This window comes from Thermomicrobium sp. 4228-Ro (assembly GCF_026241205.1).
In the GTDB taxonomy this organism is placed as follows: domain Bacteria; phylum Chloroflexota; class Chloroflexia; order Thermomicrobiales; family Thermomicrobiaceae; genus Thermomicrobium.
Genome location: NZ_JAPFQM010000001.1, coordinates 244,311 through 265,587, shown reverse-complemented (window position 1 = coordinate 265,587; position 21,277 = coordinate 244,311). Strand labels below are relative to the sequence as shown.

Sequence of the window (21,277 nt, the reverse complement as noted above, 5' to 3'; positions counted from 1 at the left end):
CACGGTCAGTCCGAGGCGAGGCGTTCCAGGAGCGCGATCGTGCGTAACGGCTCGGCAGTCAGAACGAGGCACAGATCACCTGCTTGGGCGAGCGAGAAGACGTAGTGAAGAGCCTGTTCGAAGTCGGGTTGCGTGACGAGGATCGGTGGGTAAGGGTTGTGGACGACACCGTCCTGGAAGAGACGATAGCGCTCGTCGTCGATCGGCTCGGTGAGGACGATCAACCCATTGAGACGACCAAGCAGTCGGCCGACTTCCTGGACTTCGCCATCCTGTAGCCACGGAAAAGCATGGGTCAGCACGAGCGTACGGCGCGGACTACGGTGGCGGATCCCCCGGATAAGCGAGCGGAGTGCCCACGGGTAACGAGCTCCATCGATGAGCACGTCGTGGCCCCGCACCGAGAGGATATTGCAGGAACCGGGTAGCGTCTGCGCATCCGGAAGGAAGGTACGCGCGACTGCGTCGATGGTGGTGATCGGTAATCCCAGCGCCAAAGCCAGGGCGCTGGCACACATGATGTTTTGGATTTGAAACGTCAGTGCTCCACCGAGCGTACAGGGAGCATCACGGACGTCGGTGATGACGACGTCCTCCGATTCCGCTGGCCGTCGAGCGGCTTCGTCCAGTCCCAGAGACGGCTCGTTGGGTGTTCGCAGCGCGACGGTAAGCCTACGCATGCTTGTGGCGAGTCGAACTAGTGCTTGATTGGCGATGATGAGTCCGTCCTGACACCAGAGTGCCGGGAGGCCTCGATCTCGGAAGCGCCGCAAGGCGGGGTTGTCTGGATGCAGTGCGACGAAGACGACGTGGCTCCGGGAGCGGTCGGCCAGACCGAGGACAGCCGGATCGTCAGCGTTGAGAACGAGGACGCCGTCGCGGTGAACGGCCCGCGCGACGATCTCATGAGCTCGTCTGGCATGCCGGCTCTCGGGGGTGAGAAGGCAGGCTTCGTCGTTGCCACAGAGAGTGGTAATCGCCCCCAGGGCATAACGGCCTTCAGGGAGCCCGACAGATGCGACGACGGGGGCCTCCAACTCCTGCACGGCGAGATCGAGTTCTCCTGCGGCAAGCGCGCGAACGACGATGCTCCATGGCTGGAGTTCTCCTGGTAAGCGCTGGTCGTTCACGTATACGCCGCTGCTGCTCCAGAGGGCGCTCGCCAGCGAGCGGGCGCGGAGCATCCGGTAGAGCAGCCACGCGGTGGTCGACTTCCCGCGCGTACCGGTGACAGCGACGAGCGGCAACGGGTCGACAGCACGCGTCACGTCCAGGGCGAACGTCCGTTCAACCGTGGTCAGGTCGTTTCGATCGGCGGTCATCGTCTCCGATCCGTGGTTCTTGCACATCGACACACCCGAGCCATTCGCGAAGGATAGCGGTGGCGCGCTCCAGAGCGCGGGCGCGATGACTGATCCGGTTTTTCTCCTCCAATGTCATTTCGGCGAACGTGTGCTCTTCCGAGAGTGGACGGAAGATCGGGTCGTACCCGAACCCGCGTTGTCCCCGTGGAGCTTCGACGATGGTACCTTCGACCGTCCCTTCGGCAAGCGCTTCGTGGCCGTCCGGAGCGACGAGAGCGATCACCGCCCGGAAGCGTGCCGTCCGCCGCGTGGGTGGGAGACCGCGCAACTGTTCGAGGAGGAAAGCGACATTCTGGGCGTCGGTCGCACCTTCCCCGGCGAACCGTGCGGAGTGTACGCCTGGACGACCGCCGAGTGCATCGACCTCCAGGCCGGAGTCATCCGCGATCGCGATGAGCCCACTGGCGCGGGCGACCGCTCTTGCCTTCAGCAAGGCGTTCTCGGCGAAGGTGTGACCGGTCTCCGGTGGCAAGTCGATGCCTAACTCGGCCGCCGACACGACATCGATGCACGAAGGAAGCAGCGATCGGAATTCGCGCAATTTCCCGGGATTCGCGGTAGCGAGCACGATTCTGGGCTTCGTCACTCGTCCGGCTCTCCGACAGAGGTCTCGATGCTCCCTGATCCGATTGAACCACCAGCACCGATAGCGCTCAGTCGAAAGAGCTGCAGCGCGTTTCGAGTCGTCTGAACGGCGATCTCCGCTTCGGAGACCGACCGCAAATGGGCGATCGTCGCGAGCACGAACGGAAGGAAAGCTGGCTCGTTCCGCTTGCCACGGTGTGGGGAGGGGGCGAGATAGGGTGCATCGGTCTCCAGGAGCATCAGCTCGAGCGGCATATCCTGCACAGCGTGACGGAGCGGTTCGGCGTTGCGGTAGGTCACCACGCCTCCGATACCGAGATGGAGACCCAGCTCGAGGAACCGGCACGCCAGCTCGCGGTCCCCGGTGAAGCAGTGCATCACGCCACGGAACGAGCGCTGGTACGCGTTCAGGATCGTAAGCAGGTCATCATGTGCCTCACGCTGATGGAGTACGATTGGCAGGTCGTATTCCTGCGCCAGTTCCAGTTGCCGACGGAAGACACGCTGCTGAATCGCTGGATCGACGGTCTTCCAGTGATAATCCAGTCCGATCTCCCCGACGGCTCGAACCAACGGATGACGGAGAAGCTGTCGCAGGCGGTGTTCGACAGCTGAGTCGAACGCATCGGCTTCGTTCGGGTGAACCCCGAGCGCGACGACCAAGCCGGGTGTTCGTTCGGCGAGAGCCAGTGCACGATCCCAGCTGGCCGGCGAGTAGCCGATCAGGACGAAGGCGACCACACCAGCCTGGCGCGCCCGTTCCAGTACCGCCTCACGGTCGGCGTCGAACGCCGGCAGATCCAGATGGCAGTGCGTATCGACGAGCGTGACGGACACGGTTCACTTCACCGTGACACTCTTCGCGAGATTTCGTGGCTTGTCGGGATCGAGCCCGCGTCTGATCGCCAGTTCGTAGGCGAGAAGCTGGGCAGGCACGATCGCCACGAGCGGTGACGCGTCGCCGACATCGGCGATCGGGATGTGGACATGGAAAGCGTCGTCCGGTTCTGGTGAGATCCCAACGACCCACGCGCCGCGACTGCGAACCTCCATCGCTCCGGAAAGGATGTCAGCACGGGTTTCGTCGAGCGGTGAGACCACGATACACGGACTCCCCTCTTCGATAAGTGCGATCACTCCGTGCTTGAGTTCTCCTCCAGCGAATCCTTCAGCATGGATGTAGGTCACCTCTTTGATCTTCAAGGCAGCCTCGAGAGCCGTCGGGTACGACAAACCGCGACCGATCACGTAGCAGTGTTCGGCATCGACGAGTCGATCCGCGACGGCTCGGATGCGATCGAGCGTTTGCGGTGCCAGTGCTTGCTCCATGCCATCGACCGCCCGCCACAGGACATCGACGCCGACATGCTCGCTACCGTTCAGGATGTGCGCGGCCAGCAAGAGGACGGCGAGCTTTGCCGTGTACGCTTTGGTCGAAAGAACGCTCTGCTCCGGCCCAGCCGACAACGGTACCGTGAAGTCGGCGAGGCGATCGACCGTGGAGCCGGTGACGTTGACGAGGGCGGCGACTCTCGCACCGCGCCGCTTGGCTGCCTGCACCGCTTCGATGACGTCGACCGTCTCACCGCTCTGGGTCAACGCGATGACCAGCGACCGGTCGGTGAGAAAGTGTTCCTGGTACTTGAATTCGGACGCGATGACCGCGTTCACGTGCCGGCGTGCGATCCGGGAGAAGAGGTAACTCCCGCAGAGTGCGGCGTAGCCAGCAGTACCACAGCCGACAAGGAACGTGCCGTATGACTGTCGGATCAGGTCGGCGAGCTGACGAGCACCATCGAGCCGATTCCGAATAATCCGCTCGATGACACGCGGTTGCTCGTGAATTTCTTTGATCAGGTAGTGCGGGTATCCGCCGAGCGAGGTATCGGCCGGGCGCAGCGTCAAGGGTTCCCAGCGTGGTAGGCTCGGCGTTCCCGTACAGCGGTCGAAGAAGAGCGGGCCATCCTGGCGAAGCAGGACGATTTCTTCGTCACTGACGTAGTGGACGCGTTGGGCATGGCCGACCAGTGCCACAGCGTCGGAAGAGACGAACACGCCGCGTGGTCCGATACCGATGACCAGCGGCGACGTCGATTTGACGGCGACGAGTTGCTGGGACGGGAGGTGGAGCACGATGAAGGCATTGAGACCGCGGACGTGTGCGAAGGCCTGGCGGACGGCCTGGACCAGGAGATGCCCCGACTCGAGTTCGAAGCCGTTCGGTTCGATCGACCGGGAGGTGGTCAAGATCTCTTCCAAGAGGTGAGCGAAGACCTCGCTGTCCGTCCCGCTCCGGAAACGATGCCCTTTCCGCTCGAGCATCTCGCGGAGAACGCGGTAGTTTTCGATGATGCCGTTGTGGACGATCGCCAGCGTACCGGTGCAATCGACGTGCGGGTGCGCGTTCTCGTCGGTCACGCCGCCATGCGTTGCCCAGCGGGTGTGACCGAGCGCGATCGTCGTCGAGCCGTAGGCTGGGGACGCGGCAGGAATACGACCAGCGCGCTTGTCGACGACGAGCGTGGTCGTACGGTCTCGTTGGAAGGCGTACGCAATGCCCCATGAGTCGTATCCGCGGTATTCCAGCGTCCGCAAGGCGTCGACGACGAGTTCAGCTGGGAGCGGGTTCGCAGCCACAAAACCGAAAATGCCACACATCGGCGCAGTGACCTCCCTCGAGCAGTGTCCCCCCAGGCACGACTACCCGACGCGGATCTCGGGCTAAGTCCGCGCGAAAGTCGGTAGCGTGCGAAACTGCCCGGCGAGGCGGCGGAACGCACAAAATTGTCACCTGAGCGGGGGCACATCGGTGAGCCTTTGTCCTGGCAGTCACCTACCAGTTTTGCTCTCACCGTCACGACCGTGCCAGCCGGGAGGCCATCCGCCGAATGGTTCGATCAGCCTCCACCTCGTCAACTCGCCTTTCGCGAGTCCAGGCGCTCGACATTCGACTCCGACACCCCGCTCATTCCGCCTCCCGAACGGGGCGACTGTACCATAGCATCCCGAACGACAGCAAACTGGCGGTGAGACTGGCGAGTCGCCGGGAAATCTCGCGGTGCGGGGGTATACTTGCTCAGGTGGGCGGCGGCGAGTCGCCGAGCGTGCAGACGGCCGGTGGAGGCTCAGCGACCTCGTGTTGCTGGCAGTTCTGTTTCGGGGTAAAGCGAGGTACAGTGCATGATTCCCCGCTACACGCGTCCGGAAATGGGGCGCATTTGGAGCGAGGAGCACAAGATCGAACTCTGGCTCCGGGTGGAAATCGCCGTGGCGGAGGCCTGGGCCGAACGTGGCGTTGTGCCGGCGGAAGCACTGGAGCGGATTCGCCGCGCTCGCTGTGATCTTGCACGCATGCGTGAGATCGAGGCGGAGGTCGATCACGACGTCATCGCCTTCATTCGTGCGACGGTCGAGTCGATCGGGGAGGACGCTGGACGGTACTTCCACCTCGGTCTGACCAGTTCGGATGTCATCGACACGGCGCTCGCGCTCCAGCTCGTCGAGGCGAGCGATCTTCTCCTGGCTGATCTGGACGCGCTCTTGGCTGTTGTCGGCGAGCAGGCGGTGCGGCATCGACGGACGGTGATGATCGGCCGCACGCACGGGGTGCATGCTGAACCGATCACGTTCGGGTTCAAACTTGCCGGCTGGTACGCGGAGCTCCAGCGCCAGCGAGAACGGTTGCTGCGTGCGCGTGAAGAAATCCGCGTCGGAAAGATTTCCGGTGCGGTCGGGACACACGCGCATGTGCCCCCCGAGGTCGAAGAAGCGGTTCTCGAGCGACTCGGCTTGCGCGTCGATCCCGTCTCGACCCAGGTCGTGGGGCGTGACCGTCATGCGACCTTCCTCATGACATTGGCTGGGATCGGGTCGACGCTCGACCGCTTCGCGACGGAAATCCGCCACCTCCAGCGTACCGAGGTGCGCGAACTCGAGGAGCCGTTCGATCCCACGAATATGGGTTCCTCGGCGATGCCGCACAAGCGAAATCCGCACGAGAGCGAGCGGATGACCGGACTCGCTCGCTTGCTCCGGAGTTCTGTTCACGCCGCACTCGAGAACGTGGTGCTGTGGCACGAGCGCGATATCAGTCACAGTTCGGTCGAGCGCGTCATCCTGCCGGATGCCTGTATCGTGCTCGACTTCATGCTGGCTTCGATGATGCATATCGTTCGGAACTGGGTCGTCTATCCCGAGCGGATGCGCAAGAACCTGGAAGCCACGCACGGTGCCATCTTCTCGCAACGAGCGATGCTCGCGCTGGTCCAGGCGGGAATGGATCGACAGCAGGCGTACCGGCTGATCCAGCGTCTGGCTCGCGAGGCTTGGGAACGCGAGACGTCGCTGCGTGATTTGTTGCACGACGAGCCTACAGTACGGGCCTATCTCTCCGAGGAGGAGATCGAGCGGATTTTCGATCTGGAGCCATTCCTCCGCTCTGTCGATGTTGCATTTCAGCGGGTCGGCTTACCTCTGGAAGAGCCGGTTGAGGTGGGTCCATCGTGAAACAGGTACCCGTCGTTTTGCACGTCGATCTGCCCGGTATTCCGCTCTATCGGCGTGGCAAAGTTCGCGAGCTGTTCGATCTGGGCGACCACCTGTTGTTGGTCGCCACGGATCGCATTTCCGCATTCGATGTCGTTTTGCCCAACGGCATTCCGGGCAAGGGGATCGTCTTGACGCAACTTTCTGCATTCTGGTTCGAGTGGTTCGGGCCTACGATTCATTCGCACTACCTCACGACCGAATTGCCTCCCGAGGTCAGCGCCTACCGTTCGGTACTCGACGGCCGTTCGATGGTGGTCCGGAAGGCAACGCGGATTCCGATCGAGTGCGTTGCGCGAGGCTATCTGGCGGGCTCGGCCTGGGCCGAGTATCAGGCGACCGGCACCGTCAGTGGCCTCCGTCTCCCTGCTGGCCTTCGCGAGAGTGAGCGCTTACCGGAACCCATTTTCACGCCGGCGATCAAGGCCGAAGAAGGGCACGACGAGAACATTTCGTTCGTCGAGCTCGTCGACCGGGTCGGTGAGGACCTGGCCCACGAGCTGCGTGATCGGACACTGGAGATCTACAGCAAGGCAGAGCGCTATGCGAGAGAACGCGGCATCATCATCGCTGACACGAAGCTCGAATTCGGTTGGATCGATGGGAAGCTCGCTGTCATCGACGAACTCCTGACGCCGGATAGCTCGCGCTTCTGGGATGCCGATCGTTACGCACCTGGCCACTCGCAGCCGTCATTCGACAAACAGTTCGTGCGCGATTGGCTTCTGGCGAGCGGTTGGGAGAAGCGACCTCCGGCTCCGGAACTCCCGCCAGATGTCGTGGAGAAGACAGCTGAGAAGTATCGGGAGGCGTATCGCCGGCTGACCGGACGACCGGTGCCGTTTCTCGAGACATGAGGGAGGGTGCGGTGAGCGATACGATACGCTGGCGTGCCGAGGTCTACGTTTCCCTGCGGCCCGGGGTGAACGATCCACAGGGACTTGCAGTGCGGGATGGTTTACGCCGTCTCGGCTACGACGAAGTCGAGGACGTCCGGGTCGGCCGCTTCGTGCAGCTATGGCTCAGCGCGCCCGACGCCGAAACGGCTGAACGTCGTGTCGCGGCGATGTGCGAGCAACTGCTGGCCAATCCGGTCGTCGAACAATACCGGTTCACTGTCGAGCCAGCATAGAGGAAGCGAGGGGGCCGGCGATGCGCTTCGGTATCGTCACGTTTCCCGGTAGCAATGGCGATCACGACGCACTCATGGCCGTCCGTCTCGGCTTGGGGCAACCAGCTGAGTTGGTCTGGCATACAGAAACGGACCTCTCCGATTACGATTGCCTCATCATTCCAGGTGGGTTCTCCTACGGTGACTATCTGCGGCCCGGGGCGATCGCGCGCTTCGCGCCGGTGATGGAAGCGGTGGCTCGGGAGGCGCAAGCTGGCAAGCCGATTCTCGGCATCTGCAACGGGTTCCAAATCCTCACGGAGGCACAGCTCCTTCCCGGGGCGCTGCTGCGGAATGCATCGCTCGAGTTCGTGTGCGACTGGGTGTTCGTGCGCGTCGAACAGCACCGGACACCATGGACGAGTCGTCTCGTGCCGGGTCAGCTCTTGCGCCTCCCGATCGCACACGGCGACGGGCGGTACTTCGTCGACGAACGGACGCTGCGCGATCTCGAGCGGAACGGGCAGGTCGTGTTCCGCTACGTCGATGCCGAGGGGCGTGTCACTCCAGAAGCGAATCCGAACGGCTCGGTCGCGAACATCGCGGGAGTGTGCAACGAGCGAGGCAATGTCGTGGGCCTGATGCCCCATCCGGAACGTGCCTACGACCGCTTGATCGGCGGTGACGAAGGACTCCAGATCTTGGCCTCGGTCCTGGCGGTCGGATGGGAACTCGTGCGCGGACATCGCTCGTAGCGGCACGCGTTTCGACGAAGGTCGGTGGAGCATATGCCAGTCACGCCGGAAATCCTGCGCGAAGTAGCCTTGACAGAAGAGGAGTATCAGCGAGCCGTCGAGTTACTGGGGCGTGAGCCGAATCTCGTCGAGCTGGGGATGATCGGCGCGCTCTGGAGCGAGCACTGTGGCTACAAGCACTCACGTCCCTTGTTGAAGAAGCTTCCGACCACTGGCCCTCATGTCGTGCAGGGACCAGGGGAGAACGCCGGCGCGGTCGATCTCGGTGATGGCCTCGTGGCGGTGCTCAAGATCGAGTCGCACAACCACCCGAGTGCCGTCGAACCGTTCCAGGGAGCGGCGACCGGCGTCGGTGGGATCGTCCGGGACATCTTCGCGATGGGGGCACGGCCGATCGCGATAGCCGATTCCCTGCGATTCGGCCCGCTCGACGAGCCGCGTCAACAGTATCTGTTCCATGGTGTCGTCGGTGGAATCGGTTGGTACGGCAACTGCCTGGGTATCCCGACGGTCGCCGGCGACGTGTTCGTGATGCCGGAATATCGCCAGAACCCTCTGGTCAACGCGATGTGCGTGGGCATTGCCGAGCGCGAGGCGCTGGTGCGGGCTCGTGCGTCAGGTGTCGGCAATCTCGTTGTCTTAGTGGGAGCGGATACTGGGCGCGATGGTATACACGGGGCAACGTTCGCTTCGGTCGAGGATCCGGAGCGCTCGCATCGCGGCGTCGTCCAAGTCGGGAACCCATTCCTGGAAAAGCTCTTGCTGGAAGCGTGCCTCGAGGTGCTGAGCACGGGTGCGGTTATCGCGATGCAAGACCTGGGGGCGGCTGGACTGACGAGTGCGAGTGCCGAGATCGCCGCGCGCGGGGGAACCGGAATCGAACTCGATGTGGCAGCGGTCCCGCGGCGAGAGAGCGGTATGACCCCGTACGAGGTGATGCTCTCGGAGAGTCAGGAGCGGATGCTCCTGGTGGTGCAGCCGGACGGTCTCGACCGAGTGCTCGAGATCTTCCGCCGGTGGGAACTTCATGCGGTGGTTATCGGCCGGGTGACCGATGATGGCCTCCTGCGGGTTCTCGAGAACGGGGAACCGGTCGCTGAACTCCCTGTTTCGCTCCTGACAGAGGCGTGCCCGACATACGTGCGGGAAGCTCGGGAATCGCCGGAGATCGCCGCGCGTCGCGGCTACGACCCGCATACCCTGCCAGACCTGAGTCCGAGCGATGTCTTGCCTGCTCTCCTCACGTTGCTTCGTTCGCCGAACATCGTCTCGCGGCGACCGATCTATCGCACCTATGATCATACGATCCTGACGAACACGGTACTGCCGCCGGGGGTGGCGGACGCCGCGGTCTTGCGTATCAAGGGACACCGGTTCGGTATCGCCATCAAAACGGACTGCAACCCGCGCTACTGTTTGCTCGATCCGCGACTCGGCGCTCAGCATGCGGTTGCCGAGGCGAGCCGGAACGTGAGTTGTGTCGGTGCCGAGCCGCTGGCGATCACTGACTGTCTCAACTTCGGGAATCCGGAGCGCCCGGAGGTGTATTACCAGCTGGTCGAGGCGATCGAGGGGATCGCCGAAGCGTGCCGTATCCTCGGTGTTCCCGTCGTGAGCGGGAACGTGAGTCTCTACAACGAGACCGAAGGACGTTCGATCCCGCCGACGCCGGTGATCGGTGTCGTGGGTCGGTTGCCAGACGTGCACCGCCATGTCGGACTGGGCTTCGCGGGAACCGGAACGGTATTCCTGGTCGGGCCGGAGACGGCCAGTCTGGGGGCCAGCGAGTACTTGGCATGGTGTCATGGAGTCGTAGCTGGGGCACCACCCGCGCTCGACCTCGAATTGGAACGACGTGTGCAAGCGTTCGTTCGTGAGGCGATCCAGCGCGGCCTGGCGCTCGCGGCTCACGATTGTAGCGAGGGGGGCTTACTGGTCGCACTCGTCGAAAGTTGTGTCGTCGGTGGTGTCGGAGGATCGTTCACGGTCGATGCACTGGTCGCACACAACGGGCGCTTGGATGCGACGTTGTTCGGGGAGAGCGGTTCGCGCGTCGTCCTTCAGGTGGCGCCGGGAGCGGAGGGTGCCTACCTGGCGCTCGCCCATCAGTATGGGGTACCAGTGACCGAACTCGGTCACACTGGCGGTATGCAGTTTTCCATCGTGGGCATCGTGGAGTGCGAGCTGGACGAGCTCCGCGTGGTGTGGAGCGCTGGAATCAGTTCCTGACGGGGCGAACCTGTCCGTACAGTCGACGTGGTAGACTGAAAACAGGAACGAGAGACGGTCGGCGAGGTGCTGCGTGGGAGCGATGACGGGTCCACGCGAAGCCTGTGGGGTTTTCGGCGTCTTTGCGCCGGGTGAGGATGTCGCACGCCTCACCTTTTTTGGTCTGTACGCGTTGCAGCATCGCGGACAGGAGAGCGCCGGCATCGCGACGAGCGACGGTGAGCGGATCTCTCTGCATCGTCGCATGGGGCTGGTGAGCTCCGCGTTCACTGAGGAGGACTTGCGTGACCTCCGCGGGCACATCGCCGTCGGACATACGCGTTACAGCACGACCGGCAGCAGTGTCCCGGTGAACGCCGGGCCGTTCGTTGTCGCTGAGGCTGGTGAAGCGATCGCAGTGTCGCATAACGGGAACCTCGTCAACGGCGAGGACTTGCGGCGCGAGCTGCTGGATGCCGGTATCCGACTGGAGAGCACGACCGATACGGAAGCGCTGGCGTGGACGATTCTCCGGGCCCGTGGCGGGACCTGGCCGGAGCGAATCCGGCAAGCGATGGAGCGCCTCGTCGGTGCCTATAGTTTGGCGATTCTGACCAGAGAATCGTTGATCGCTGTGCGCGATCCGCTGGGTATCCGTCCGCTCTGTCTCGGGCGGTTGGACACCGGGTGGGTGGTCGCGTCCGAAACATGCGCTCTGGCGACGATCGGGGCCGAGTTCGTTCGTGAGGTCGATCCGGGCGAGATCATCGTCATCGGCGAGCACGGGGTCGCTTCCTATCCGGCCCCTGAGCTTGCTCCCGAACAGGCGATGTGCGTGTTCGAGTTCATTTACTTCGCGCGCCCGGACAGCGCGATCATGGGTCAGCGGCTCCATGTCGTGCGTCAGAGGATGGGGGCGGAGCTGTGGCGCGAGCATCCGGCTGACGCCGATCTCGTCGTGCCGTTGCCCGATTCGGCAGTGCCGGCGGCGATCGGCTATTCGCTCGCGTCCGGGATTCCCTACGCAGAAGCGTTGATCAAGAATCGCTACATCGGGCGCACCTTTATTCAGCCGGACCAGCGTCTGCGCGAGCAGGGGGTGAAACTTAAGTTCAATGCGCTTCCGGAGGTGCTCGAGGGGAAGCGCGTCGTGCTGGTAGACGATACGATCGTGCGCGGTACGACCAGCCGACCGATCGTCGAGCTTTTAAAGCAGAACGGTGCGCGCGAAGTACACATGCGCGTGCACTCACCACCGATTCGCTGGCCATGTCATCTGGGTGTGGACATGGCGACACGCGAGGAGCTCATCGCCGCGCACCTTTCCGTCGAGGAGATCGGGCAGGCGATCGGCGCTGATTCGATCGGTTACCTCTCCTTGGAAGGGTTGTTTCGCGCTATCGGGTTACCTGCCGATCGTTTCTGCGCGGCCTGTCTGACCGGGCGTTACCCCGTTCCGATTCCACCCGAGCATTTCCAGCGACGCCTCGGTCGTCGAGTCGAACCGGTCGTGGCGCGCTCGTGACCTGTCGCTGGGGAAAGAGGAAATCCTCTTGACTCCTACGGACGAGAAGTCCTACACTCGCCGCGACAGGCCAGATGATCGAGGCGGTGTGCACGTGTCGACGAAGGTGACTCCGCTCTACGAACGCCACAAGTCGCTGGGGGCTCGTTTCATCGAGTTCGCTGGCTGGACGATGCCGGTTCAGTACGAGGGCATCGTCAGTGAGCACGTCGCGGTGCGAACGCGGGCGGGTCTGTTCGACCTGGGTCACATGGGGCAGGTCATCGTACGAGGGAAGGATGCGCTCCGGTTCCTGCAGTACGTGACCGCAAATGACGTGGCGAGGCTGCAGCCTGGACGTGCACAGTATTCGCTCTTGCTGTATCCGACTGGTGGCGTCGTCGACGACATCATCGTGTATGACCTGCCGGATGGTACAGCCTATCTCGTTGTGGTCAACGCGGCCAACACTGAGAAGGATCTCGAGTGGTTGCGGGCGCACCGGTCACACCATCCCGAGTGGGCAGTCGAGATCGAGGACATCTCGGATCGGACAGGTATGGTAGCCCTGCAGGGTCCTTTGGCCGAGCCGATCCTCCAGCGACTCACGACTTTCCATCTCAGAACGCTCCCCTCGTTCGGAATCGCTCAGATCGAGGTCGCTGGCATTCCGACGCTCGTCGCGCGAACGGGCTACACAGGAGAAGATGGATTCGAGTTCTATTGCTCGATCGAGCGCGTCGTTGATCTCTGGGATGCGCTTCTCGCGGCGGGCCAGCCGCATGGTCTCGTGCCCGTGGGATTGGGTGCTCGGGACACGCTGCGTATCGAAGCTGGCCTTCCGTTGTACGGAAACGAGCTCTCGCCGGAGATCACACCGCTCGAGGCAGGTCTCGGTTGGGTCATCGCCTGGGAAAAGGGGCCGTTCGTGGGGCGGGAGGCACTGGTACGGCAACGGGACGAGGGCCCTCCCAGAAGGCTCGTCGGCTTCGAGCTCGTCGAACGTGGTGGTATCCCGCGCCACGGGTACCCGGTGCAAGTTGGGAACGAGGTCATCGGGGCGGTCACCAGCGGGACCGTATCGCCGACGCTGGGAAAGACGATCGGGATGGCACTCGTCGCGCGTGCGTACGCGGGGATCGGGAAACCGTTCGCGATCGTCATCCGGAACCGACCGGTCGAGGCAGTGCAGGTCAAGTTACCGTTCTACCGGCGCAGTCGCGCTACGCCTCGATCGGTCACGTAGTCGGTCGAGTAGGGCATGCAGCATAGGAGGGAGCATGGCGGAGGTTCGCGACGGTTTGCGCTACACGCGGACGCACGAGTGGGTCCGCGTCGAGGGAGACGTTGCGGTGGTTGGGGTGACAGACTTCGCTCAGTCCGAGCTCGGAGACATTACGTATCTGGAGCTGCCGGAGCCCGGCACGACGGTCAGGCAGGGCGAGTCGATGGGCGTGATCGAATCGGTCAAGGCGGCGTCGGACATCTATGCTCCGGTGTCCGGTGAGATCGTCGAGGCCAATAAGACGGTCGTCGAGTCGCCCGAACTGGTGAACAAGAGCCCGTACGACGAGGCGTGGCTCGTCAAGATCAAGCTCAGTGCGCCGGATGAGCTGGAGCGTCTGATGGATGCCGAGGCGTATCGGCAGTTTCTCGCCGAAACAGCCGCGATGGCTTGAGTAGAGGAGGGGCCGGGATGGTGTTCTCGCCACATACGACGGATGACCGAGCGCGGATGCTCGAAACGATCGGGGTCGAGACGCTCGAGCGTTTGTTCGAGACCATCCCGGCACGGTACCGCTTCCCGGAGCTCCGTTTACCACCGGCTCTCTCGGAATCGGACGTCTTTCGCGAGCTCTACTCGCGTGCCGGGCGTAATCGTGCGGCGATCGACCTTCCGACTTTCCTCGGAGCCGGTTCCTACAACCACTATGTGCCAGCGGTCGTCCAGCAGATCCTGTGGCGGGGTGAGTTTTACACGGCGTACACGCCCTATCAACCCGAAGTGTCGCAGGGGACACTCCAGTCGATCTACGAGTTCCAGTCGCTGGTCTGTCTCCTGACGGGTATGGAGGTGGCGAACGCGTCGATGTACGACGGTGCGACGGCACTGGCGGAGGGAGCCCTGCTCTGCGTCTCGCCACCGCGGGGACGGACGAAGATCGTCGTCTCCGGAACGGTTCATCCGCACTATCGGAGCGTGTTGCGCACCTATACTCGGGGGCTACCGGTCGTCGTCCAGGAGCTGCCGACTCCCTCACGCCTACGCACGACGACCGCGGATGTGGCGGAGGCGCTCGACGAGTCGACGGCGTGCCTCGTGGTCCAATATCCGAATTTCTTCGGTCGTATCGAGGATCTCGCGGCGCTGGCCGAGCGGGCGCACGCGGTCGGAGCACGGTTCGTGGTCTCAGTCTATCCGATCGCGCTTGGGCTACTCCGTCCACCAGGCGAGCTCGGCGCCGACGTCGTGACCGGCGAGGGACAGTGCCTGGGTATTCCGCAGTCGTTCGGTGGGCCAGCCCTGGGGTTGCTCGCGGCACGTCTGGAACTGGTACGGCATTTGCCCGGGCGTCTCATCGGGGCGACCGTCGACCGCGAGGGGAAGCGCGGGTTCGTGATGGTGCTCCAGACGCGGGAGCAGCATATCCGGCGCGAGAAAGCGACGTCCAATATCTGTACGAACCAAGGGCTCATGGCACTGGCTGCGACAGTCTATCTCTCGGCACTCGGGAAGAGCGGTCTCCGCCGGATCGCCGAACTGTGTTATCACAAGGCGCACTATCTCGCCGACCGTCTCGCGAGCTTGCCTGGGTGGGAACTCGTCGGCGAAGGTCCCTTCTTCAACGAGTTCGTCGTTCGTTGCCCGCGCGATCCGCGCGAGATCAACGACCGGCTGCTCGAGCGGGGTATCATCGGCGGTCTCCCGCTCGGAACCTTCGAACCAGCACATGAGGATCTCCTGTTGCTCTGTGCGACCGAACTGACGACACGCGAGCAGATCGATCAACTCGTCGAGGCACTGTCCTCGCTCGCGGCATAAGTCGGCAATACGAGCGTGATTGGGGCACAATGGAACCCGGATGCTCGTCAGCAGCATCCGGGTTTTTGCGTTCAGGAGCTTGCTGGTATGGCGTTACCGCAGGTCGCCATCGTCGGGCGCCCGAACGTCGGCAAGTCGACGCTCTTCAATCGCCTCGTCCGTCAGCGGCGGGCCATCGTCGAGGAAGTACCGGGTACGACACGCGACCGGATCTACGGTGTCGTCGAATGGGATGGTATCCGTTTCGGCGTGTTCGATACCGGTGGCCTGTTGACCGAAGAAGAGATCGCACGGTCGACGGAACGCGAGCTCGTCGAAGCGACGAAGGCGCAGGCCGAGCTGGCCATCGCTGAAGCGGATGTGATCGTCTTCGTGGTCGATGCCTCGACTGGCCCCACGACAGGCGACTGGGAGGTTGCGAACTTCCTCCGACAGACGAAGAAACCGATCGTCCTCGTCGCGAACAAGGCGGAATCGCGCGAGCGCGAGTTGGCTGCCCTGCAGTTCTACGAACTCGGTTTGGGGGATCCGATACCGATTTCGGCCTTGCACGGTAAGGGTATCGTCGATCTGCTCGAAGCGATCGCGGAACGGTTGCCAGCCCGTGAACGAGAAGTAGAGGAAGCCGAGTTCGAGAAGCCGAAAATCGCCATCGTGGGGCGCCCGAATGTCGGTAAATCAGCATTGCTGAATGCGATTTTGGGGCAACCGCGACAGATCGTTTCGCCGATTCCCGGAACGACCCGCGATGCGGTGGATACCGAACTCGTCTGGAAGGGGCAGCCGATCGTACTCATCGACACGGCTGGCATCCGTCGCCCGGGTCGAATCGAGCGCGGTATCGAGCGGTACAGCGTCTTGCGGGCGGAGCGTGCGATCGAGCGTGCCGATGTTGCGATCGTGGTCATCGATGCGAGCGAGCCGTTCACCCATCAGGATCAGGCAGTCGCTGGCAAGGTCATCGATGCGAAGAAGGGGGTCGTGCTCGCCATCAACAAGTGGGATCTCTTCGAGCATATGGAGGGAGCGCGAGAAGCGTTCGAGGAGGATGCTCGGGAGACCTTTCACTTCATGCCGTGGGCACCGTTGGTCTTCATCTCGGCACTGACCGGGAAGAACGTCGAGCAGGTGGTCGATCTCGCGCTCGTGGTGGTCGCGGAGCGTTCACGACGTATCCCGACTGCGGAGTTGAACGATCTCCTGCGCGAGGCGGTCGCGCACCATCCGCCACCGACCAAACCGGGCAAGTGGGTGAAGTTCTATTACGTGACGCAGGCGGAAGTGAATCCCCCGACGTTCGTGTTCTTTTGCAACCGTCCTGAGCTCGTCCACTTCTCCTACAGGCGTTACCTGGAAAATCGCATTCGCGAACGCTACGGTTTCCTCGGAACGCCGATCGAGCTCATTTTCCGCGAGCGGGCACGCTCCGCTCCTGCTTGGGAGCGCAGTCGCAAGTGACGAGAGGAGGTCAGTTTTGGGAGGTAGGGTGACGATGGACCAACTCTTGTGGGCGTCGGATCCGGAGGTCGCGGACGCGATCGCCTGTGAGGAGCGACGACAGAGCAGCACGATCGAGCTGATCGCTTCGGAAAACTTCACGAGTCCGGCGGTTCTCGCTGCGGTGGGTTCGGTCCTGACGAACAAGTATGCAGAGGGGTATCCGGGGCGACGGTACTACGGCGGCTGCGAGTGCGTCGACCGTGTGGAGGCACTCGCGATCGAGCGGGCGAAGAAACTGTTCGGCGCGGAGCACGTCAACGTCCAGCCGCATTCGGGAGCCCAAGCCAATCTGGCGGCGATGTACGCGGTGCTGCGTCCGGGCGATCGGATCCTCGGTATGAGCTTGCAGCACGGCGGTCATCTGTCACATGGCGCGAAGGTGAACGTGTCCGGGCAGTGGTTCGAGTCGTTTTTCTACAGTGTCGATCCGGAAACGGAGCGTATCGATTACGACGCGGTTCTGGAGATTGCGGAGACCGTGCGGCCCCGGTTGATCATCGCTGGGGCGAGCGCGTATCCACGTGTCATCGACTTTCACCGCTTCCGTGAAATTGCCGATCGGGTGGGTGCGGTGCTCATGGCCGATATCGCGCACATCGCTGGCATGGTGGCGGTGGGGCTGCACCCGACACCGGTGGGAGCCGCACAGATCGTGACGACGACGACGCACAAGACACTGCGCGGGCCACGCGGCGGCATGATCTTGTGCGATGCGGAGTACGCGGAAGCGATCGACAAGGCCGTGTTCCCGGGAACGCAAGGTGGCCCGCTCATGCATGTGATCGCGGGGAAAGCGGTCGCGTTCGGTGAGGCGCTTCGTCCCGCTTTCCGCCGGTACATCGAGCGTGTCCTCGAGAATGCTCAGGTTTTAGCTGAGACGTTACAGGCAGAAGGCTTTCGTCTCGTGGCGGGCGGAACCGACAATCACTTGCTCCTCGTCGATCTCCGGCCAGTCGGTATCAGTGGAAAGAAGGCGCAGCGCGTGCTGGACGAGGTCGGGATCACGGTCAACAAGAACGCTATCCCGAACGATCCCCGACCGCCGACGCTCACCAGCGGCATTCGCATCGGGACGCCCGCGATGACGACCCGCGGTTTCGGTGCGGAGGAGATGCGCTTGACCGGTCGCCTGATCGCTCAGGTCCTGCGAGCACCGGACGATGAAGCGCTCAAGGCCCGGGTACGGGCACAGGTAGCGGAACTGGTGTCGCACTTTCCGGTACCGGGGGTTACGATTGATGTGCTGAGCGGATGATGGTCGGTCGCGTACTGCGTGGGGCGGGCTGACCCGATGATGCTCGAGCGAGCATGTATTGCCCTCATGACGGCTTCGGTTGCAGCGCTCGTCTGTGCCTTCGTTATCCCACGCGTGATTCAGGTCGCTCATCGGTTCGACTTGCTGGCCTATCCCACCGAGGCGCGCTGGGTTCATACTCGACCGATCCCGCGCATCGGTGGTCTGGCGATCTTCATCGGGTTCCTGAGCGGTCTCGCCCTAACGTTCATGCTGCCAGTCGATCGGTTTCCGGTCGAGGTCGAACGTATCGTGCTCCTCGTGCTGGGAGCGACGCTCGTGCTCGCCGCGCACCTCTACGATGATCTGATTGGTCTCGGACCGGTTACCAAACTGGCGTGGCAGTGTGCGGGAGCGGCGGTGGTGATCCTTCCGCGTCTCCGCGGACCGGATCACGGCTTGGTCATCGAGCAGTTCAACAGCCCACTCGGTGGAGTTGTCGTCCTTCCGCTCGTTCTGGCGGTGCCGTTCACGCTGCTCTGGATCGTCGGCATGATGAATACGGTCAACTTTCTGGACGGGCTCGACGGTCTTGCTGGTTCAGTGACGTTGATCGCTGCGCTCGTCATGTTCCTCCACACATTCTTGCGTCCTGCCGACAACCCGCAGTTCACGATCTCGCTCTTGGCGGCAACCCTGGCGGGCAGTGTTCTCGGTTTCCTCATTTTCAACTGGCATCCCGCGCGGATCATGATGGGCGATTCGGGGGCGATGTTCCTCGGATACAGTCTGGCGGTCTTGAGTATCATCGGGGGCGCCAAGATCGCTACCGCTTTGCTGGTTCTCTGGGTGCCGATCCTGGATGTCGCTTGGCTCATCATCTATCGGCTGTGGAACGGTCGCTCTCCACTCGAGGCGGATCGTGGACACCTGCATCACCGCCTGCTGGATCTCGGCTGGTCGCAGCGCCGCATCGCGGCGGCTTTCGTGTCGGTGTCGGCTGGGTTCGGTGCGCTCGCGTTGGTCATGCCGGGACCGCTGTACAAATTCATCGTGTTGATCGTTGCGGGGGTTGCCGGGCTGGTCGTGCTCTCGTGGTTAGCCCGCCTTCGCCCAATCTCGCAGCCTGGCGATGTCCGGCGCGAGGATGTTTCGTCAGCCTGAGTTCATCGTGCAGCGGCATGGTGAGGTGCGTCGATGCCCGTCTACGAGTACCGCTGTCGTGCCTGCAGACGGCGTTTCACCAAGTTCTTCCGTTCGTTTGCTTCCGTGACCGATCCTGACTCCTGCCCGTATTGCGGTGCGGTCGCGGTCGAGCGTGTGCTATCGCGCGTTATCGTGCGCCGCCAGTCGGTGCGAGACGAGGCGCTGGTGGATGATTGGCAGGAGGACGAGAGCCTTTCCGGTGCAACCGAGGAGTGGGACGACGAGCCGGACTTGCCGGATGTGCCCGATAGCGAGGATCCGCGCGAGTTCGCTCGCTGGGCACGCGAGATGGCAGCACACGTCGGTGAGCCGCTCGATCCGGCCTTCGAGCGGGCGCTCGCTGACCTCGAGCGTGGGGAAGATCCCGATCGGGTCCTCGAACGGCTCGAAGAGGAGACAGCTGAAAGTGCCGTTGACGTCTCGAATGGGGAATCCGAGCAGCTCGACTAGCGACTGCGCCAGACCTGCCAGGCGAGAATCAGCGAGGCGAACACGATACTGACGAGGCCGAGTGCGAGCAGTGGTCCTGCCCAGCGGACGAGCCAGTCCGGGTGCCAGACGTTGAGGAGGAGACTGAAGCTGATGGCCGCAGCAGCGAGGAGAATCGCGATCACCAGACGATTGACCATGGCGCTCAAGCGGTGGGTGACGTCTGGGAGTTCTGCGAGATGCATGGTCACTTCGAGTTCGGCTTGTTCGAGTCGGCGCAGGAGGCGATCGATCCGGCGCGGTAACTCTGCCGCCTGACGGACTCCGTCCTCGATCGAACGAGCCAAGAGCGGGAGCCAGGTGAGGGGAAGGTAGCGCTCGATGAGGAGTCGCCGGACATAGGACTCGGCGAGCTGGAACGGTCGGAAGTTCGGATCGAGCCGCTGTCCGACTCCTTCGTGCATGGACAGCGTCTTTGCCAGGAGACTGAGTTCCGGGGGCAGGGTGAGACGCCAACGACGCATCAGCCGGAAGAGATCGTCAGCGATTGCGCCGAAGCGATACTCGCCGAGGCTCATGCCGTAATAGCGGTCGAGAAGATGCTGCAGTTCCCGGCGGAGTGCCGGACGATCGGACTCGTGCCGGACGATACCGAGACGACTCATACTGTCGATGAGGGCATCGAGATCGCCGCGGATCACGGCGAGCAAGGCATCGAGGAGTTCACGACGTTGGACCGGGTCGAGCCGACCGATCATACCGAAATCATAGACGACGAGTCGACCGTCCGGCAGGACCGCGAAGTTTCCGGGATGCGGATCGGCATGGAAAAAGCCGTGCACGAGAATGCATTCGAGGACGAACCGGCCGGCACGGTTGGCGAGCGCTGAACGGTCGATGTTTGCTCGATCGAGTTCGTCGATGCGATCGATCGGTATCCCGTCGATCCGGCGCATTGTGAGGACCGTCTCGGTCGTCCGGTGCCAAAAGACGCGTGGAATCACGATATCTTGGTGGTGACGCAAGAGCTGTCGAAACCGATCGGCATTGCGACCTTCCCGTCGGTAGTCCAGCTCACTTCGGATCGTCCACGCGAACTCATCGACGAGTCCAACCAGGTCGTAGGAAGCAGCGAGGGGGCTGCGGCGGCTGGCGATTTCGGCGACTTCCCGAAGGATAGCGAGATCCTCCTCGATCGTTTCGGCAATTCCAGGTTTGCGGACTTTCACAACGACCGAGGTTCCGGTCGGAAGAGTCGCGGCGTGCACCTGGCCGATCGAGGCGGATGCCAACGGGACGGGATCGAAGGTCGCGAACAGCTGCTCGAGCGGTCGGCCGAAGCTCCGCTCGATTTCCCTGATGATCGCTTCAATGGGAGCCGGGGGGACTCGATCGCGGAGCAGGGCGAGCTGTTCGATGTAACGTGACGGAAGAAGATCGTCGCGCGTGGAGAGGACCTGACCGAGCTTCACGAATGTCGGGCCGAGCTCCTCGAGTGCCAGGCGGAGTCGCATTGGCGCAGGGATGTGTGCCGTGTCTGGACTGCGCCGAGCATGCGGCTGGATGGGCACACTGAGTGCGTCGAGAATGAAACCGAGACCATGTCGAGACAACACGGCAGCGATTTCGGCGAGTCGCCGGCGATGGGCGAGAATACGACGCGGGCCTGCGAAACGTGGCACGATCACCGAGCGCGTACTCCCCAGTTCTGTTCGAATCGCGCGTATCGACCGTACGCTGTTTCCCGGCGAGTATAATGGCCTACGCGGATCGGGAGGCAGGAGGCGCGACCG

At 63.0% G+C, this 21,277-nt stretch carries 18 protein-coding genes; 13 read left to right on the top strand and 5 right to left on the bottom strand.

The genetic code is table 11. The features are described 5' to 3' along the window. Positions 1 to 5: 5 nt before the first annotated feature. From OO015_RS01440 to glmS, 4 genes are read right to left on the bottom strand one after another with little or no spacing between them, the layout of a single operon-like run. Positions 6 to 1,322 carry a Mur ligase family protein gene (locus tag OO015_RS01440; protein ID WP_265939085.1) on the bottom strand — a complete coding sequence of 439 codons (1,317 nt, stop codon included), beginning with the start codon at positions 1,320 to 1,322 and terminating at the stop codon, positions 6 to 8. Beyond that, entirely contained in the window at positions 1,288 to 1,950 is a 663-nt protein-coding gene (gene rdgB / locus OO015_RS01435; RefSeq protein ID WP_265939084.1) for an RdgB/HAM1 family non-canonical purine NTP pyrophosphatase, read from the bottom strand. The genes OO015_RS01440 and rdgB overlap by 35 nt, the downstream gene beginning before the upstream one ends. After that, positions 1,947 to 2,786 carry a TatD family hydrolase gene (locus OO015_RS01430; protein ID WP_265939081.1) on the bottom strand — a complete coding sequence of 280 codons (840 nt, stop codon included), beginning with the start codon at positions 2,784 to 2,786 and terminating at the stop codon, positions 1,947 to 1,949. The genes rdgB and OO015_RS01430 overlap by 4 nt, the downstream gene beginning before the upstream one ends. A gap of 3 nt (positions 2,787 to 2,789) precedes the next feature. After that, entirely contained in the window at positions 2,790 to 4,607 is a 1,818-nt protein-coding gene (gene glmS / locus OO015_RS01425) for a glutamine--fructose-6-phosphate transaminase (isomerizing) (RefSeq protein ID WP_265939079.1), read from the bottom strand. 522 nt (positions 4,608 to 5,129) lie between these two features. Between glmS and purB the strand changes: the two genes are divergently transcribed. The 13 genes from purB to OO015_RS01360 all read left to right on the top strand — a co-directional run bounded on the left by purB (position 5,130) and on the right by OO015_RS01360 (position 19,505). Continuing rightward, positions 5,130 to 6,455 carry an adenylosuccinate lyase gene (gene purB / locus OO015_RS01420; protein ID WP_265939077.1) on the top strand — a complete coding sequence of 442 codons (1,326 nt, stop codon included), beginning with the start codon at positions 5,130 to 5,132 and terminating at the stop codon, positions 6,453 to 6,455. After that, positions 6,452 to 7,351, top strand: coding sequence for a phosphoribosylaminoimidazolesuccinocarboxamide synthase (locus tag OO015_RS01415; RefSeq protein ID WP_265939074.1), 900 nt, complete (start codon positions 6,452 to 6,454; stop codon positions 7,349 to 7,351). Before purB ends, OO015_RS01415 begins: the two co-directional genes overlap by 4 nt. Before the next feature lie 11 nt (positions 7,352 to 7,362). Then, positions 7,363 to 7,626, top strand: a complete 264-nt coding sequence (gene purS / locus OO015_RS01410) for a phosphoribosylformylglycinamidine synthase subunit PurS (protein ID WP_265939072.1) — start codon at positions 7,363 to 7,365, stop codon at positions 7,624 to 7,626. A gap of 20 nt (positions 7,627 to 7,646) precedes the next feature. Beyond that, positions 7,647 to 8,360, top strand: coding sequence for a phosphoribosylformylglycinamidine synthase subunit PurQ (purQ, locus tag OO015_RS01405; protein WP_265939070.1), 714 nt, complete (start codon positions 7,647 to 7,649; stop codon positions 8,358 to 8,360). A 33-nt stretch (positions 8,361 to 8,393) separates the two neighbouring features. Beyond that, entirely contained in the window at positions 8,394 to 10,589 is a 2,196-nt protein-coding gene (purL, locus tag OO015_RS01400; protein ID WP_265941002.1) for a phosphoribosylformylglycinamidine synthase subunit PurL, read from the top strand. 82 nt (positions 10,590 to 10,671) lie between these two features. Continuing rightward, a complete protein-coding gene (purF, locus tag OO015_RS01395) occupies positions 10,672 to 12,093 on the top strand; it encodes an amidophosphoribosyltransferase (RefSeq protein ID WP_265939067.1) in 1,422 nt (473 codons plus the stop codon). Between the two features lie 94 nt (positions 12,094 to 12,187). Further along, a complete protein-coding gene (gcvT, locus tag OO015_RS01390; RefSeq protein WP_265939065.1) occupies positions 12,188 to 13,318 on the top strand; it encodes a glycine cleavage system aminomethyltransferase GcvT in 1,131 nt (376 codons plus the stop codon). Positions 13,319 to 13,352: 34 nt separating this feature from the next. Next, positions 13,353 to 13,751: a glycine cleavage system protein GcvH gene (gene gcvH, locus OO015_RS01385; RefSeq protein WP_265939063.1), complete on the top strand. Its 399-nt coding sequence runs from the start codon at positions 13,353 to 13,355 to the stop codon at positions 13,749 to 13,751. A 17-nt stretch (positions 13,752 to 13,768) separates the two neighbouring features. Further along, complete coding sequence (gene gcvPA, locus OO015_RS01380; RefSeq protein WP_265939062.1) at positions 13,769 to 15,115, top strand: aminomethyl-transferring glycine dehydrogenase subunit GcvPA; 1,347 nt, start codon at positions 13,769 to 13,771, stop codon at positions 15,113 to 15,115. An 87-nt stretch (positions 15,116 to 15,202) separates the two neighbouring features. Beyond that, positions 15,203 to 16,573, top strand: coding sequence for a ribosome biogenesis GTPase Der (gene der, locus OO015_RS01375; RefSeq protein ID WP_265939060.1), 1,371 nt, complete (start codon positions 15,203 to 15,205; stop codon positions 16,571 to 16,573). 34 nt (positions 16,574 to 16,607) lie between these two features. Then, complete coding sequence (gene glyA / locus OO015_RS01370) at positions 16,608 to 17,870, top strand: serine hydroxymethyltransferase (RefSeq protein WP_265939058.1); 1,263 nt, start codon at positions 16,608 to 16,610, stop codon at positions 17,868 to 17,870. A 36-nt stretch (positions 17,871 to 17,906) separates the two neighbouring features. Further along, entirely contained in the window at positions 17,907 to 19,013 is a 1,107-nt protein-coding gene (locus OO015_RS01365) for an MraY family glycosyltransferase (protein WP_265939056.1), read from the top strand. Positions 19,014 to 19,046: 33 nt separating this feature from the next. After that, positions 19,047 to 19,505 carry an FmdB family zinc ribbon protein gene (locus OO015_RS01360; RefSeq protein WP_265939054.1) on the top strand — a complete coding sequence of 153 codons (459 nt, stop codon included), beginning with the start codon at positions 19,047 to 19,049 and terminating at the stop codon, positions 19,503 to 19,505. Here the strand turns inward: OO015_RS01360 and OO015_RS01355 are convergent. Continuing rightward, a complete protein-coding gene (locus tag OO015_RS01355) occupies positions 19,502 to 21,172 on the bottom strand; it encodes an ABC1 kinase family protein (RefSeq protein WP_265939052.1) in 1,671 nt (556 codons plus the stop codon). The two genes, OO015_RS01360 and OO015_RS01355, sit on opposite strands and share 4 nt — an antisense overlap. Positions 21,173 to 21,277 lie beyond the last annotated feature (105 nt).

What these genes read in the sequence shown, in the direction of transcription:
- OO015_RS01440 (WP_265939085.1), bottom strand. Translation starts at nt 1,322, where the DNA reads ATGACCGCCGATCGAAACGACCTGACCACGGTTGAACGGACGTTCGCC.
- glmS (WP_265939079.1), bottom strand. Translation starts at nt 4,607, where the DNA reads ATGTGTGGCATTTTCGGTTTTGTGGCTGCGAACCCGCTCCCAGCTGAA.
- purB (WP_265939077.1), top strand. Translation starts at nt 5,130, where the DNA reads ATGATTCCCCGCTACACGCGTCCGGAAATGGGGCGCATTTGGAGCGAG.
- purQ (WP_265939070.1), top strand. Translation starts at nt 7,647, where the DNA reads ATGCGCTTCGGTATCGTCACGTTTCCCGGTAGCAATGGCGATCACGAC.
- purL (WP_265941002.1), top strand. Translation starts at nt 8,394, where the DNA reads ATGCCAGTCACGCCGGAAATCCTGCGCGAAGTAGCCTTGACAGAAGAG.
- purF (WP_265939067.1), top strand. Translation starts at nt 10,672, where the DNA reads ATGACGGGTCCACGCGAAGCCTGTGGGGTTTTCGGCGTCTTTGCGCCG.
- gcvH (WP_265939063.1), top strand. Translation starts at nt 13,353, where the DNA reads ATGGCGGAGGTTCGCGACGGTTTGCGCTACACGCGGACGCACGAGTGG.
- gcvPA (WP_265939062.1), top strand. Translation starts at nt 13,769, where the DNA reads ATGGTGTTCTCGCCACATACGACGGATGACCGAGCGCGGATGCTCGAA.
- der (WP_265939060.1), top strand. Translation starts at nt 15,203, where the DNA reads ATGGCGTTACCGCAGGTCGCCATCGTCGGGCGCCCGAACGTCGGCAAG.
- glyA (WP_265939058.1), top strand. Translation starts at nt 16,608, where the DNA reads ATGGACCAACTCTTGTGGGCGTCGGATCCGGAGGTCGCGGACGCGATC.
- OO015_RS01365 (WP_265939056.1), top strand. Translation starts at nt 17,907, where the DNA reads ATGATGCTCGAGCGAGCATGTATTGCCCTCATGACGGCTTCGGTTGCA.
- OO015_RS01360 (WP_265939054.1), top strand. Translation starts at nt 19,047, where the DNA reads ATGCCCGTCTACGAGTACCGCTGTCGTGCCTGCAGACGGCGTTTCACC.